General features: G+C 67.6%; 11 protein-coding genes. 4 read left to right on the top strand and 7 right to left on the bottom strand.

Annotation, left to right across the window (positions count from 1 at the left end; translation table 11 throughout):
• Nucleotides 1–3: 3 nt before the first annotated feature.
• From secA to mtrA, 7 genes are all read right to left on the bottom strand, one after another.
• Nucleotides 4–2,835 carry a preprotein translocase subunit SecA gene (gene secA / locus ACX3O0_RS00865; protein ID WP_459106455.1) on the bottom strand — a complete coding sequence of 944 codons (2,832 nt, stop codon included), beginning with the start codon at nucleotides 2,833–2,835 and terminating at the stop codon, nucleotides 4–6.
• A 64-nt stretch (nucleotides 2,836–2,899) separates the two neighbouring features.
• Nucleotides 2,900–3,736, bottom strand: a complete 837-nt coding sequence (locus ACX3O0_RS00860; RefSeq protein ID WP_459090160.1) for an HAD-IIA family hydrolase — start codon at nucleotides 3,734–3,736, stop codon at nucleotides 2,900–2,902.
• Between the two features lie 52 nt (nucleotides 3,737–3,788).
• A complete protein-coding gene (gene hpf, locus ACX3O0_RS00855; RefSeq protein ID WP_459106454.1) occupies nucleotides 3,789–4,469 on the bottom strand; it encodes a ribosome hibernation-promoting factor, HPF/YfiA family in 681 nt (226 codons plus the stop codon).
• Between the two features lie 105 nt (nucleotides 4,470–4,574).
• Complete coding sequence (locus tag ACX3O0_RS00850) at nucleotides 4,575–5,243, bottom strand: ComF family protein (RefSeq protein WP_459106453.1); 669 nt, start codon at nucleotides 5,241–5,243, stop codon at nucleotides 4,575–4,577.
• A 177-nt stretch (nucleotides 5,244–5,420) separates the two neighbouring features.
• Complete coding sequence (locus ACX3O0_RS00845) at nucleotides 5,421–7,121, bottom strand: GerMN domain-containing protein (RefSeq protein ID WP_459106452.1); 1,701 nt, start codon at nucleotides 7,119–7,121, stop codon at nucleotides 5,421–5,423.
• On the bottom strand, nucleotides 7,114–8,748 hold the full coding sequence (gene mtrB / locus ACX3O0_RS00840) for an MtrAB system histidine kinase MtrB (RefSeq protein ID WP_459106451.1): 1,635 nt from the start codon (nucleotides 8,746–8,748) through the stop codon (nucleotides 7,114–7,116). The genes ACX3O0_RS00845 and mtrB overlap by 8 nt, the downstream gene beginning before the upstream one ends.
• A complete protein-coding gene (mtrA, locus tag ACX3O0_RS00835; protein WP_459090150.1) occupies nucleotides 8,729–9,409 on the bottom strand; it encodes an MtrAB system response regulator MtrA in 681 nt (226 codons plus the stop codon). The genes mtrB and mtrA overlap by 20 nt, the downstream gene beginning before the upstream one ends.
• A 122-nt stretch (nucleotides 9,410–9,531) precedes the next feature.
• On the opposite strand from mtrA, the gene ACX3O0_RS00830 reads away from it, so the two are divergent.
• The 4 genes from ACX3O0_RS00830 to ACX3O0_RS00815 are packed head-to-tail and all read left to right on the top strand — an operon-like array spanning nucleotide 9,532 to nucleotide 13,655.
• Complete coding sequence (locus ACX3O0_RS00830) at nucleotides 9,532–10,800, top strand: hypothetical protein (RefSeq protein ID WP_459106450.1); 1,269 nt, start codon at nucleotides 9,532–9,534, stop codon at nucleotides 10,798–10,800.
• Nucleotides 10,797–11,459, top strand: a complete 663-nt coding sequence (locus tag ACX3O0_RS00825; protein WP_459106449.1) for a DUF4129 domain-containing protein — start codon at nucleotides 10,797–10,799, stop codon at nucleotides 11,457–11,459. Before ACX3O0_RS00830 ends, ACX3O0_RS00825 begins: the two co-directional genes overlap by 4 nt.
• Nucleotides 11,456–12,664, top strand: a complete 1,209-nt coding sequence (locus tag ACX3O0_RS00820) for a DUF4350 domain-containing protein (RefSeq protein ID WP_459106448.1) — start codon at nucleotides 11,456–11,458, stop codon at nucleotides 12,662–12,664. Before ACX3O0_RS00825 ends, ACX3O0_RS00820 begins: the two co-directional genes overlap by 4 nt.
• A gap of 34 nt (nucleotides 12,665–12,698) precedes the next feature.
• A complete protein-coding gene (locus tag ACX3O0_RS00815) occupies nucleotides 12,699–13,655 on the top strand; it encodes an AAA family ATPase (RefSeq protein ID WP_459108424.1) in 957 nt (318 codons plus the stop codon).
• The last annotated feature ends 2 nt before the right edge of the window (nucleotides 13,656–13,657 follow it).

Raw genomic sequence — 13,657 nt, 5'->3', positions numbered from 1 at the left:
CACCTACTTCTTGGCGCGCTTCTCCTGCGCACGACGCTCGGCCCGGTTGATCGGGGCGGCTGCCCCACCACCGGTGTTCTGCCCGAACGCGCCACGCGCTGCCGGCTGCTCGGCCTGCGCCGTCTTGCCCTGCTGGGTGCTGAAGGCCGGGCTGACGGCATCCGCTGCCTTCTGCGCCTTCGCGGTTGACGCCTGGTCGAGTTGTCCGCGCTGGTTGCGCACCTCGACACCACCGGCTTCTGCCGGAGCCGAGTAGCTGAGCTTGGTTGCCGGCGTGGTGTTACCGGTCAGCCCCTTCGCGGCGACGATCGGGGCCGCGGCGGTGGTTCCGCCCTGCGTGACCTCGACCTCCAGGTTGAACATGAACCCGATGGTCTCCTCGCGGATCTGGCCCATCATGGTCTGGTACATCACGAAACCCTCGCGCTGGTACTCGACCAGCGGGTCGCGCTGTGCCATCGCACGAAGGCCGATGCCGTCCTTCAGGTAGTCCATCTCGTAGAGGTGGTCGCGCCAGCGGCGGTCGATCACCGAGAGGACGACGCGGCGTTCCAGTTCGCGCATGGCCGGCTCGCCTAGCGTGTCGGTGCGCTTCTGGTAGGCGACCTTCGCGTCGGAGAGGATCTCGTTGCCCAGGAAGTCGCGGGTCACCCGACCGCGCGATCCGGCCTCGCTAAGCACCTCGTCGATGGAGATGGACACCGGGTACAGGGTGCGCAGCTCGGTCCAGAGGGCGTCCAGGTCCCAGTCGTCGGCGTGGCCCTCGGCGGTGTGCTCGTCCATGAGCTCGTTCAGCACGTCGTCGAGGAACTTCTGCACGCGGTCCTGCAGGTCATCACCCTCGAGGATGTGACGGCGGTCACCGTAGATCGCCTCGCGCTGGCGGTTCAGGACGTCGTCGTACTTGAGCACGTTCTTGCGGATCTCCGCGTTGCGAGACTCCACCTGCGACTGGGCGCTGCGGATGGCACGGCTCACCACCTTCGACTCGATGGCCAGGTCGTCCGGAACGTTGCTACGACCCATCAGTGCTTCGGCTGCGCCGGAGTTGAACAGGCGCATCAGGTCATCCGTCAGCGACAGGTAGAAGCGGCTCTCGCCGGGGTCGCCCTGACGTCCGGACCGGCCACGCAGCTGGTTGTCGATGCGGCGGGACTCGTGGCGCTCGGTGCCGAGCACGTAGAGGCCACCGACCTCAATGACCTTGTCTGCCTCCTTCTTGACCTCGGCCGAGACGCGCTCGAATACCGGGTCCCACTCCTTCTCGTACTCCTCCGGCGTTTCGGCCGGGCTGAGGCCCTGCCGGTTGAGCTCGGAGACGGCGAGGAACTCGGCGTTTCCACCGAGCATGATGTCGGTTCCACGGCCGGCCATGTTGGTGGCGACGGTGACGGAGCCGAGACGCCCGGCCTGGGCGACGATCGCGGCCTCACGGGCGTGGTTCTTCGCGTTCAGCACTTCGTGGCGCACTCCGCGCTTGGCGAGCAGGCGAGACAGGTACTCGCTCTTCTCCACCGATGTGGTTCCGACGAGAACCGGCTGGCCCTTCTCGTGGCGCTTCACGATGTCTTCGACGACCTGGCCGAACTTGGCCTCCTCGTTCTTGTACACGAGGTCCGACTTGTCCATGCGAACCATCGGCTTGTTGGTCGGGATCTGCACGACCCCGATCTTGTAGGTGCTCATGAACTCGGCAGCCTCGGTCTCGGCCGTACCGGTCATGCCGGAGAGCTTCTTGTAGAGGCGGAAGTAGTTCTGCAGGGTCACGGTGGCGAGGGTCTGGTTCTCTGCCTTGACCGCGACACCCTCCTTGGCCTCGATCGCCTGGTGGATGCCCTCGTTGTAGCGGCGGCCCATCAGGATGCGGCCGGTGTGCTCGTCGACGATCAGCACTTCGCCGTTCATGACGACGTAGTCCTTGTCCTTCTTGAACAGGGCGGATGCCTTGATCGAGTTGTTGAGGAACGAGATCAGTGGCGTGTTGGCCGACTCGTACAGGTTGTCGATGCCGAGGTAGTCTTCAACCTTCTCGATGCCGGGCTCCAGCACGCCGACGGTGCGCTTCTTCTCGTCAACTTCGTAGTCGACATCCGGAACCAGTCGCTTCGCCAGGTTCGCGAACTCGGCGAACCAACGGTTGGCCTCCCCTGAGGATGGGCCGGAGATGATGAGCGGCGTGCGGGCCTCGTCGATGAGGATGGAGTCGACCTCGTCGACGATGGCGAAGTGGTGGCCGCGCTGCACCATGTCGCTGGCCTGCCAGGCCATGTTGTCGCGCAGGTAGTCGAAGCCGAACTCATTGTTGGTGCCGTAGGTGATGTCGGCGGCGTACTGCTCGCGGCGGTCGGCGGGGGTCTGGCCGGAGACGATGCATCCGGTGGTCATGCCGAGGGCGCGGAAGATGCGGCCCATCAGTTCTGACTGGTAGCTGGCCAGGTAGTCGTTGACGGTGATGACGTGAACACCGCGGGAAGTGATCGCGTTCAGGTAGGCGGCAAGGGTTGCGACCAGGGTCTTACCTTCACCGGTCTTCATCTCGGCGATGTTGCCGAGGTGGAGGGCTGCCCCACCCATCAGCTGCACGTCGAAGTGGCGCATGCCGAGGGTGCGCTTGGCGGCCTCGCGCACGGCGGCAAACGCTTCGGGCAGCAAGTCGTCGAGCGACTCGCCGTTCGAGTAGCGTTCGCGCAGCTCCACGGTCTCGTTGCGGAGCTCGTCGTCGGTCAGTTCGGTGAAGTCGTCTTCGAGTTGGTTCACGGCTGCGGCATAGCGCTGCAGCCTGCGGAGGGTGCGACCCTCGCCGACACGAAGGACTCGCTCTAGAACATTGGCCACCGATTAACTCCAATTTGTTTCGGGTCCACGCCTCGAGATGGCGTACGGGCCGTTAAGGCACCAGCTAAACCGTAGCAATCCTAGCTGCGCGATGGGTCCGGACGAGCGCAGGCAGGTCAGTAATTGAGTCGAGCTGGTGGCTCGCCGGGTGGAAGACGCGCTCGGTGGCCTGACCGGCGAACTTACCGGTTCGCACCTGCACGGTTGTTGCCCCCATCCTCTGTCCCAGCGCAATATCCGAGGTCGCGTCGTCCCCGACTACCCAGATGGCGTCGACCGGCAGCTCTCCAGAAGAGTGCCCGAAAGAGGCCACGGCCAGTTCCCCGAACTCAGGGGACGGCTTGCCCAGCACGAGGGCAGACTGCCCGCTCGCGTACTCGAGTGCGGCCACGATCGCGCCGGTGTCGAGGTGCGGGCCATCCTCAGCGATCAGGTATCGGCCTTTTTGCAATGCCAGCAGGACTGCGCCGGCCTCCAGGGCGCGGAAAGCCTCGTCAAGCATCGGGTAATTCAGCACGTCCCGGCAATCGCCCACCAGCACGTGTGTCACCTCCTGCCCATCCTGAATGGGCAGGAACTCGCCCCGCACTGCCTCAGTGGCCACAGTCAGCACGGCGGCTCCCGGTCGCCTGGCGAAGTACTCCCTGGCTGCCGTCGTTGGCAGGAAGAGTTCACCGTCCCGAATGTCGAATCCGCGAGCCCGCAATCGGCCGAGCACATCGCCCTCTGTCCGCGAGTCGATGTTCGACAGGAAGCGAAGCGGGCATCCGATAGCTCGCAGCTCTGCGATTGCCTCGACCGCTCCAGGCACGGTGCCGTCGCCGCCGTACAGGGTGCCTTCGATATCACAAAGGATGACTGGAAGTGTGCTCTGTGCTTTCTGTACCTGATGCATGGTCATGACACGGCGGGGAGACCCTTCGGTCTCCCCGCCGACCTCTCCGTTCGGTGAACTAACGCCGCTTGCCTCCTCCGGAGGCGACATTCGCCAGCTCGGTGTCGGTGTCGAGGCCGATGACACCGTAGTCCCAGCCCTTGCGCCGGTAGACCACGCTCGGGCGGTCGGTTTCGGCGTCAATGAACAGGTAGAAGTCGTGGCCGACCAACTCCATCCGGTACAGGGCGTCGTCGACCGTCATCGGCTGGGCCGCGAAGACCTTCTTGCGGATGACGACCGGGCTCCACGGCTCTTCCTCCGGTTCGGCGTTCTGGATCGGAATCGACCCTGTGCGCACCTTCTCCATCAACTCGGGTGCAGCAGGGGTGATATCGACGACACCGAACCCACCGGAGCTCGCCTCGTGCAGCGACGTCGGCCGATGCTGCCCGCGATGGACTTTCTGGCGGTCCTTCATCCGACGAACCCGCTGGATGAGTTTGTCGAGTGCCAGGTCGAAGGCGACGTACTTGTCTGAGCCGGTGGACTCCGCCCGAACGAGCGGTCCGGGCCCAACCAGGGTCAACTCCACCCGGTCGTCCCCCGCGGTGCCGTTCTTCTCGTTGTGGCGGCTGACCCGGATCTGGAAAGCCTGGGCCTTCTCTGCCAGATGGGCGATCTTCTCGGACTTCTCCGTCGCATAATCACGGAATCGATCAGTGATACCTACATTGCGTCCGTTGATGGAAATTTCCATGGCGTCCTCCCAGTTCCCTTGCGACGCGCCGCCCGCGGAACTTGGGCGTTGTGCGCGCCTCTTTTGCCTACCGTAGACCGCCACCCTGTGGAAGTCACTAGTTGGTCACGAAGATGAGGGATGACGGGGAAAGAGGCGTGCGGTGTGAGCCAGTGTTGCCGCACAAACGACCTGTCCGCCGGCCTCGCGGATCGCCCGCGACGCCTCGCTGAGGGTTGCACCGGTGGTCATGACATCGTCGACCAGGATGAAGGTGCGGCCACCCAGCGCGGACACGGCATACAGCGACCCCGCCAGGTTGACAGACCGTGATTCGAGATTCAGGGACTTCTGCTGCAGCGTGCTGCGAGAGGGGCGGAGGACGGCGGAGGACGCAAAGCCGGCCTTCCGCACGAGCAACGCCACCGGGTCGTAGCCTCGGCGACGGAACGACGAGCGCGAGGGTGGAACCAGCGCGAGTTCTGGCGACGGCACCTCGGCGAGCGCCGCTGCGGCATGGAGCGCAGACCTCAACGGTGCGGCCAGTGCGCCGGCGACATCCGTTCTGCCCTGTTCTTTCAGGGCCAGGATGACCTGCCGCACGGTACCGGAATAGTCGAGTGCGCTGACCACCGGCGTGCCGTCTGGCAGCCGGTGCCACGCCGGGTCGGGAGCGAGGCGGATGCGGCAGCCGGCACAGAGCGCACGGTCAGGGCCCGCGCACCCGGCGCAATCGATGGGCATGAGGACTGCCCACGCGTCCAGGAGGGCGTCGCGCACTGCGGATGCAAGCATCCGACCATGCTCGCCGCAACCGCACGCCCACGGCAGCCGCGCGTCAGCTCGGAGCACAGCTCGCGTTCCGTCCCGCTGGGGAGGGCTGTCGAAAATGAAGGAGTTCGGCCCGAAAAGCGCCTCGTTCGGCGATAAACGCGCACGCGGGGCGCGATTCTCCTTCGTTTTCGGTACGGGTCAGCGCTGGGTGGCGATGAGGGCGACCTCCGCGCTGCTCTGCCAGCCGCTGCCCCGCCGCACCGAGACGACGCCGGCGGCGCTGAGCACCCGCAGGCTCGCCTCGCTGTTGCCACCGACAATCGCGACGGCCGCCCCCGGGTTGCCGAGGTCGGTGTGCTTGCCGCCCACCTGCAGCCCGGTGACCTCCATCACCCCGCCCACGCTGGAGAGGGTCGCGACCGTCAGCTCGTCCATCCAGGTGGCGTCGATCGCGGTCCCGCTGTCGACGATCAGGTCGACCCGCGGTTCGCTGCCCAGCGAGACCGGCACGAAGTCCTGGTTCTGGTCACGGATGATGGACGCCACCACGAGACGCGTTCCGGCGTTCGTCGCCAGCAGCGCCGCAATGCGCGTGCCGTCCCGCGCCACCTCGAGCGAGACGATCTCGCCATCCGCGGGCAGGGTCGTCTTCACCTCGAATTGGTTGCCGTCCAGGTCGGTGACGCGGATGCTGCCCGGCGCCGACCGCTGCACGGTCCAGATGTAGCCGTAGCCGTCGAGCGTGGGCGCGATCAGCCCGGGACGGGGGTCGACCAGCAGCGGGTCCTCCGCGGTGGTGCGCACCATGTAGACACCGCCGGCCCCCAGCGTCGCCGCCACCGTTCCGCTGGCATCGAGCGTGACCTCGGTCGGGTTCGTGGCGACGACCTTCTGGCTCAGCCCGTCGATCTCGGTGACCCGGTTGTTGGCCAGGTAACCGAATTCGTCCTCCCGGAGCACCAGCATCCGGCTGTCCACCTGGGGGCGCAGTTGCGGGGCTGATGGGCCGAGCGGCGGGATGGTCAGCGGGGTTCCGCCGACGCTGAGCTCCAGGCTGGTGATGCTGGCCACCTGGCCGAGGCTCGCCTCCAGCTGCACCCGCATGAGCTGGCGCTGCGCCTCGTTCGCCGCGAGCGCCTCCTCGGTGAGGTCGATGGACGCCACCTCCGCCTCGACGGCGACGCGCCTGGGTGAACTCAACTGGGTGCCGTCGGGGAACGCGGTCCCCACCGCGCCCTGCAGCCAGGGCGGCGGTCCGTTCAGCAGGGCGGTGACGATGCGGGTGGCCGCGGTACCGGCCGGGAACCAGCGGAGGTCGGGCACCAGGGTCTGCCTGGTCGGGTCGAGGAAGTAGAGGGTGTGCTTCTTGAACAGCTCAGTGAAGGTTGCGGAGCGGAGGACGATGCCGTTCGGCGCGGCGCTGATGCGCCACTCCCCGTCTTCCTGCACGAACTCGAACACCAGCGCCTGGGGGGCCGACGCGTAGGCGGTGTACATGCCGTCGCGATCGACCACCGCGGAGACCACGATGTTGTACTCCATCGTGTTCTCGGCCAGCCGCTCGATGTCGGTGTTGCCGGTGCGGATGAGCACGCTTTCCCGCGGCTCCCACTCCTCGGCGAGCTCAGAGCTGAGGAACTGGCGGGCGATGTCGTAATTGCCCGAGCCGCTGTGCGCGTCGATGAAGCCGCCGAGGATCATCTCCTGGTCGGCCCCGGCGACAGGCCCCTCCGGGACCACCTCCGAGGCTGCGAGCTCCTGCTCGGTGACCTCCCGCCCGGTCAGCACAGGCCCATCGGTCGGGATGGTCACGCAGGATGAGAGTGCCATGGCTGCCAAGGTGAGGCCGGCCATCAGGCCGAGCCGTCGCATCCGCCTGTTCAGTTTCGCGCTAGTCATCGCCGGCCTCCGGGAGTGGTGCGCCGTCACTCGGCGGCAGGTCGAGCGGCGAGGAGAGGATGAGCACCCCAGGCTGCCTGGGCAGGGTCAGCCGGAAGCAGGTTCCGTTCGCAGGCTCGGACCACACCTCGAGGGTGCCGTCGTGCAGCGCGGCGTCCTCCAGGGCGATCGCCAGCCCCAGCCCGGTGCCGCCGATGGTTCGCTGGCGCGACGGGTCGGCACGCCAGAAGCGGTCGAACACCCGGCTGACCTGCGCCTCGCTCATCCCGATCCCGTAGTCGCGCACGGTGATCGCGACAGCCGTCTGGTTGCTGTCGACGGTCACCACGATCGGATTGCCCTCACCATGCTCGATGGCGTTGCCGAGCAGGTTGCGCAGGATGCGACGGATGCGACGTGGGTCGACGTCCGCCTCGAAGTACCCACCGGGGGCCACCAGTCTCAGGTCGGAGCCGCGCTCGCTCGCCAGCAAGCGCATGCCCTCGACGGCGTCTTCGACCAGCCCGACGACGCTGGTCGGCTCCAGCTCGAGCTCGACAGCGCCGGCGTCGTAGCGGCTGATCTCGAGCAGGTCGGCCAGCAGCACCTCGAAACGCTGCACCTGGGTGTGCAGGAGTTCGGCGGTGCGCGCCGTGGTGGGGCTGAAGTCTGCGCGTTGGTCGTAGAGCACATCACCGGCCAGCCGGATGGTGGTGAGGGGTGTTCTCAGCTCGTGCGAGACATCCGAAACGAATCGTTGCTGCACCCTCGAAAGCTCCGCCAGCCGGGTGATCTTCTGCTGCAGGCTGTCGGCCATCCCGTTGAACGACCGCGCGAGGATCGCCAGGACGTCTTCGCCGCGAACCGGGATGCGTTGCTCCAGCTGGCCGGCCGCGAGGCGCTCACTGGTTTCTGCCGCCAGCCGAACGGGTGCGACCACCAGGCGCACCACGTAGTAGGTGACGGCACCGATCAGCAGCACCAGCGACAGCAACCCGATGGCGAGCGTCTGCTGCACGAACCCGAGGGTGGCGTTCGACTCGCTCAGGTCGTAGACGAGGTAGAGCTCGTACTGCCCGGCCGTCGGCACCTCGACCACCGAACCGGCGACCAGCCCCGGCGCGCCAGACGGCAGCGTCACCGATTGCAGGTGGACGCGGTCGCCTCCTTCGGCGACGGCATCGCGCAGTTCGGGTGTCAGCACCTGGCGCGGGAAATCCTGGGTCTGGGTGGTGGTCATCGACCTCGTGGTGGTCTGTCCCGGCGTGCGGAGGATCGTGTACCCGGTGGTGCCCGGGCTCGCCGTGGTCGACAGAATGCTTCCCTGCACAGCGAACGCGAGCTGCTCCAGGTCGACCTGGCCCGGGTCCTCCACCGTGAGCGCCGTGGTGAAAAGCTCCTGGGCGACGAGCGTCGCACGCACGTGCTCGGTCTCCACCGTCTCGCGACGGGAGCTGAACAGGTTGTCGCCGATGACCACCGACATGTAGCCGCCGATCACGGTGACGGCGAGGCCGGAGAGCACCACGGCGATCGCGACGGTGCGAAACTGCAGCGAAGTGCGCCAGATGCGACTGGCTCCACGAAGGAACCGGCTCCAGCGCACACCGAGCAGGGTGGGCGAGAACCTAACTGCCTGCGCCTGCACGATAACCGACCCCGCGCACGGTCATCACGATGGTGGGGTTGTCGGGGTCTTCCTCCACTTTCGCCCGAAGCCGCTGCACGTGCACGTTCACCAGCCGGGTGTCGGCCTTGTAGTGGTAGCCCCACACCTGCTCGAGCAGCATCTCGCGCGTGAACACCTGCTGCGGCTTGAGGGCGAGCGCCAGCAGCAGCTCGAATTCGAGCGGTGTCAGGTTGATCTTCTGCTCACCTCGCCGTACCTCGTGCCCCGGCACGTCGAGGATGAGGTCGCCGATGGTGAGCACGTCGGTCGAGACTTCGGGGGTGGGACGCAGGCGGGTGCGGATGCGTGCCACCAGTTCCTTGGGATTGAACGGCTTGACGACGTAATCGTCTGCTCCGCTCTCCAGGCCGCGCACGACATCCGCTGTATCGGATTTGGCGGTCAGCATGATGATGGGGACACCGGATTCGGCGCGGATCTCGGCGCACACCTCGATGCCGTTCTTGCCCGGCAGCATCAGGTCGAGCAGTACCAGGTCGGGCTTCGATTGCTGGAATGCAGCCAGGGCTTCGCTGCCGTCAGCGCAGAAGGACGGTTCGAACCCCTCCGTGCGAAGCACGATGCCGATCATCTCGGCAAGGGCGGTGTCGTCGTCAACAACCAGAATGCGCGCGTTCATCGTCCCGTCTTCGGTCCTGCACCCCCGATTCGGGCCCGGAGGTGCTTTGGCACAAGAGTAGCCGAGTGTGAAAGCATACGACTGACGTTCGTTGCCCGCACGAACGCGGCGAAGGGGTGCGCGTGAGCGACGAGCAGGACTGGAAACCACCGGTATTCACCGAAACACCCGGTTCACCGGAGGGGGCGTTCGTCCCACCGGTCGCGCCGACACCCGCTTCCAGCAGCCCGTACGGGCCTCCCGCCGCCCAGCCTGCCGCTCCGACATACGCACAGCCACAGCCCGCACAGCCGGTCTACGGTCAGGCACCGGCCGCCGGCTGGACTGCCCCGCCGAAGCCAGGGCTCATCCCACTGCGACCGCTCACCCTCGGTGTCATCCTGGGCGCCTCCTTCCAGGTCTTGCGGCGCAACCCTCGCCCGACGTTCGGCTTCGCGCTGGCCATCCAGTCGGCGATCATGCTGCTCACCCTGGTGATCACCGGCCTGGTGACCTTCGCGGCGCTGTCCCGCGTGGTCACCGCCTCGACGACGGATGTGGATGAGGTGGGCGCCGGCGCGCTCGCGATCATCGGGTTGTCCACCCTCATCCCCGGTGTGCTGTCGCTCGTCGCGGCTGCCCTCGTGCAGGGCATCCTGATGCTGGAGATCCAGCGAGCCACCCTCGGCGAGAAGCTGAAGCTGAAGCAGCTCTGGGCACGCGCCCGTGGCCGTCTGGGCGCATTGGTGGGGTGGATGTTCCTTCTCACCGCCGCACTACTGGTCGCGATCGCCGTGCTGGTGCTGCTCATCGTGCTGCTGGCGGCGCTCGGCACCGTCGGCGTCGCCCTCGCGGTCGTGGTCGGCATCTTCGGTGGCGGTGCGCTTCTGGCCGCCGCGGTATGGATTGGCACCAAGGTCTCCCTGGTGCCCAGCGTGCTGATGGGCGAGCGGCCCGGCCTGAGGGACGCCATCGCGCGGTCCTGGTCGCTGGTCGGTGGCTACTTCTGGCGCACCTTCGGCATCCAGTTGCTGGTGGCCACCATCCTCAGCGTTGCCATGCAGGTGGTCACGGTGCCGATCCAGTTGCTCGCGCCGATGGCGGTCTTCCTCATCGACCCGAACGGCACCATGGGCCCGGTCACGGTCATCATCCTGGGTGCGCTCTACCTGCTGTCGATCCTGGTCATCCTGGTGTTGTCGTCGATCGTGCTGGTGGTGCAGTCGGCAGCGACCGGGCTGATCTACATCGACCTGCGGATGCGTAAGGAGGGTCTCGACCTCGACCTGGCCCGCTTCGTGGAAGAGCGCAGCGCCGGGCAGAACCCCGCCGACCCTTACCTGATGGGCCACCCGGCGGCAAGTCCGTCTTCGCAGCCGATCCCGCCGCAGAGCGACTCCCCCTGGACATGATCCCCGGGACCCTGTCTGGGAAGGCGCCGGCTGATGTTCCGGTCGACCCGAACGCCGATGAGGCGCGTAATTGGATTCTCGACGAGCTGAGCGAGCCCCGCTACGAGGCTGCGAAGCCGACCTGGTTCGACCAGCTGTCATCCGCCTTCCTTGACTGGCTGGGGTCACTGCTGGACGGCGCCAGCGGAGCGCCAGCGGGGCTGCTGCTGGCGATCGTCGTCGTGATCATCGTCGCCGCGCTGGTCGCGGCGTTCCTCATTTTCGGCATGCCGGCGCTGAACCGGCGCAGCGCGGTCAGCGGCTCCCTGTTCGGCACCGATGACGACCGCAGTGCCGAGGCGATGCGACGGGCAGCGGATGCCGCGGCATCCGCCGGCGACTGGGCGCTGGCCATCGAGGAGGCGTACCGGGCGATCGCGCGCGGGCTCGCCGAACGCACCATCCTGGCGACCACGCCGGGCACCACCGCCCACGGTTTCGCCACCAGGGCGGGTGCCGCCTTCCCCTCTCTCGCCGCCGACCTGGCCGCTGCGGCTGACACGTTCGACCGGGTCCGCTACCTGGGGAAGCCCGGCTCTGAGGCGGAGTACCGCGCAGTCGCCGCTCTCGAACGCCAGCTGCGGTCCGCGCGCGTTCCCCTTCCGGCGGCGACCGGATGACCATCGTCACCCCCACCGTGCGGTCGTCGCTGAAGCGCACGGCATTCTGGTCCATCGCCGCCGTGCTCGCCGTTCTGGTTGCCGCCGTGGTCCTGACCGTTCGCGGCGCAACGGTGCCGGACGGAGTGTTCCTGTCGGCGACCAACCCCGCGCCCGGCGGCGCGATGGCCGTCGTCGAGGTGCTCCGCGACCAGGGAGTGAGCGTCGAGATCGTCGCAACGGAGCGCGAGGCCAGCGACGCGCTCGCGGGGGCGGGTGCCACCCTGCTGCTTCACGACGCCGGCGGCTATCTCGAACCGGAGCAACTGCACGACCTCAGCACGCAGGCCGGCCACACGGTGCTGGTGGAGCCGGCCTTCCAGCAATTGCGCGAGGTCACCCCCGAGATCGGCGCAGCCGGAGCCGTCGAGGGCACCTTGGCCGCGGACTGCGACGTGCCCGCGGTCGAGCGCGCCGGCAGCGTGTTGGGCGACGGAAGCGGCTACCGCGTGATCGGTTCCGTCGACACGCCAGAGTTCGAGCACGCCGAGTCGTGCCTGGGCAGCGGGGACGACGTCTACTCCCTGCTGCAATTCGAAGGCGACGGGCGCACGGTGACGGTGCTCGGAGCATCCGCTGCCCTCAGTAATGAGCACGTGGCCGAACTCGGCAACGCCGCGCTTGCCATCAACCTGTTGGGCGAGAATCCGACACTCGTCTGGTACCAACCAACGCTCGCCGACGTCGCCGGGAGTACAGCGACCATCGCCGACCTGACGCCGGCCTGGCTGAGCGCCGTGCTGGCCCTGCTGTTCCTGGTCGTCATCGCGGCCGGCGTCTGGAAGGGCAGGCGGATGGGGCCGCTGGTCGTCGAGCACCTGCCGGTGACCGTGCCATCCAACGAGACCATGGACGGCCGCGCCCGGCTGTACCAGAAGGCATCCGCCCGCCTGCGCGCGCTGGACGCCCTCCGCGTCGGGACGGTGTCGCGCCTCGCCACCACGTGCGGGCTGCCGCGCACGGCGAGCGTCGCCGAGGTGGCTGCCGTCACGGCATCCGTCACCGGGCGGAACCTGCACGAGGTGCGCTGGCTTCTGCTGGAGGCCGATCCGGCGACCGACCGCGACCTGATCCAGCTGTCCGACGACCTGCTGATGCTCGAGAAGACCGCCACCCACCACGCCAGCGGTGGTGCCGCACCCGCACCGACCAACCCGGGAGAATGAACGCATGACACTAGAGCAACCCTCACCCGTCGCCATGGACGCGGCAGAGCTGCGCGCCATGTTCTCGCGGGTGCGCAGCGAAGTCGGCAAGGCGGTCGTCGGGCAGGACGGCGCCGTCACCGGCCTGATCATCTCGCTGCTGGCCGGCGGCCACGTGCTGCTGGAGGGCGTACCAGGCGTCGCCAAGACGCTGCTGGTGCGCACGCTCAGCCGCACGCTGCAGCTCGACACGAAGCGCATCCAGTTCACGCCCGACCTCATGCCGGGCGACGTGACCGGGTCGCTGGTCTACGAGTCGAAGACCGGCGAGTTCGACTTCCGTGCCGGGCCGGTGTTCACCAACATCCTTCTGGCGGATGAGATCAACCGCACCCCACCGAAGACCCAGTCCGCACTGCTGGAGGCGATGGAGGAGCGGCAGGTCAGCGTCGACGGGCTCACCCGGCCGCTGCCGGCGCCGTTCATGGTCGCGGCCACCATGAACCCGATCGAGTATGAGGGCACCTACACGCTGCCGGAGGCGCAGCTCGACCGGTTCCTGATGAAGCTCGTGCTGGAGGTGCCGGACCGCGACAACGAAGTCGAGGTGCTCGCTCGCAGTGCCGCCGGCTTCAACCCGCGTGACCTGGCCGCCGCCGGGGTCACCGCGGTGCTCGACGCGGGGCGGCTCGCCGCTGCGCAGGCCGCCGTCGCATCCGTTCGGTCCAGCCCGGATGTTCTCGCCTACATCGTCGACTTGGCCCGCGGAACCAGGCAGTCCCCGTCGGTGAAACTCGGCGTCAGCCCCCGCGGAACCACCGCACTGCTCGCCGCGGCGAAGGCCTGGGCGTGGCTCAGCGGCCTGGACGCGATCACCCCTGACCACGTGCAGGCGATGGCGCTGCCGGTCTGGCGCCACCGCATCCAGCTGCGGCCCGAGGCGGAACTGGAGGGGGTCTCCCCCGACAGCATCCTGCGCTCGGTGCTGCAGCAGGTGCAGGTGCCGATCTAACC

The sequence above is a fragment of the Homoserinimonas sp. A447 genome (assembly GCF_054489325.1).
This window is presented reverse-complemented; position numbering and strand designations above follow the sequence as displayed.

What these genes read in the sequence shown, in the direction of transcription:
- ACX3O0_RS00825 (WP_459106449.1), top strand. Translation starts at nt 10,797, where the DNA reads ATGATCCCCGGGACCCTGTCTGGGAAGGCGCCGGCTGATGTTCCGGTC.
- ACX3O0_RS00845 (WP_459106452.1), bottom strand. Translation starts at nt 7,121, where the DNA reads ATGACTAGCGCGAAACTGAACAGGCGGATGCGACGGCTCGGCCTGATG.
- ACX3O0_RS00815 (WP_459108424.1), top strand. Translation starts at nt 12,699, where the DNA reads ATGGACGCGGCAGAGCTGCGCGCCATGTTCTCGCGGGTGCGCAGCGAA.
- ACX3O0_RS00820 (WP_459106448.1), top strand. Translation starts at nt 11,456, where the DNA reads ATGACCATCGTCACCCCCACCGTGCGGTCGTCGCTGAAGCGCACGGCA.
- ACX3O0_RS00860 (WP_459090160.1), bottom strand. Translation starts at nt 3,736, where the DNA reads ATGACCATGCATCAGGTACAGAAAGCACAGAGCACACTTCCAGTCATC.
- mtrA (WP_459090150.1), bottom strand. Translation starts at nt 9,409, where the DNA reads ATGAACGCGCGCATTCTGGTTGTTGACGACGACACCGCCCTTGCCGAG.
- hpf (WP_459106454.1), bottom strand. Translation starts at nt 4,469, where the DNA reads ATGGAAATTTCCATCAACGGACGCAATGTAGGTATCACTGATCGATTC.
- ACX3O0_RS00850 (WP_459106453.1), bottom strand. Translation starts at nt 5,243, where the DNA reads ATGCTTGCATCCGCAGTGCGCGACGCCCTCCTGGACGCGTGGGCAGTC.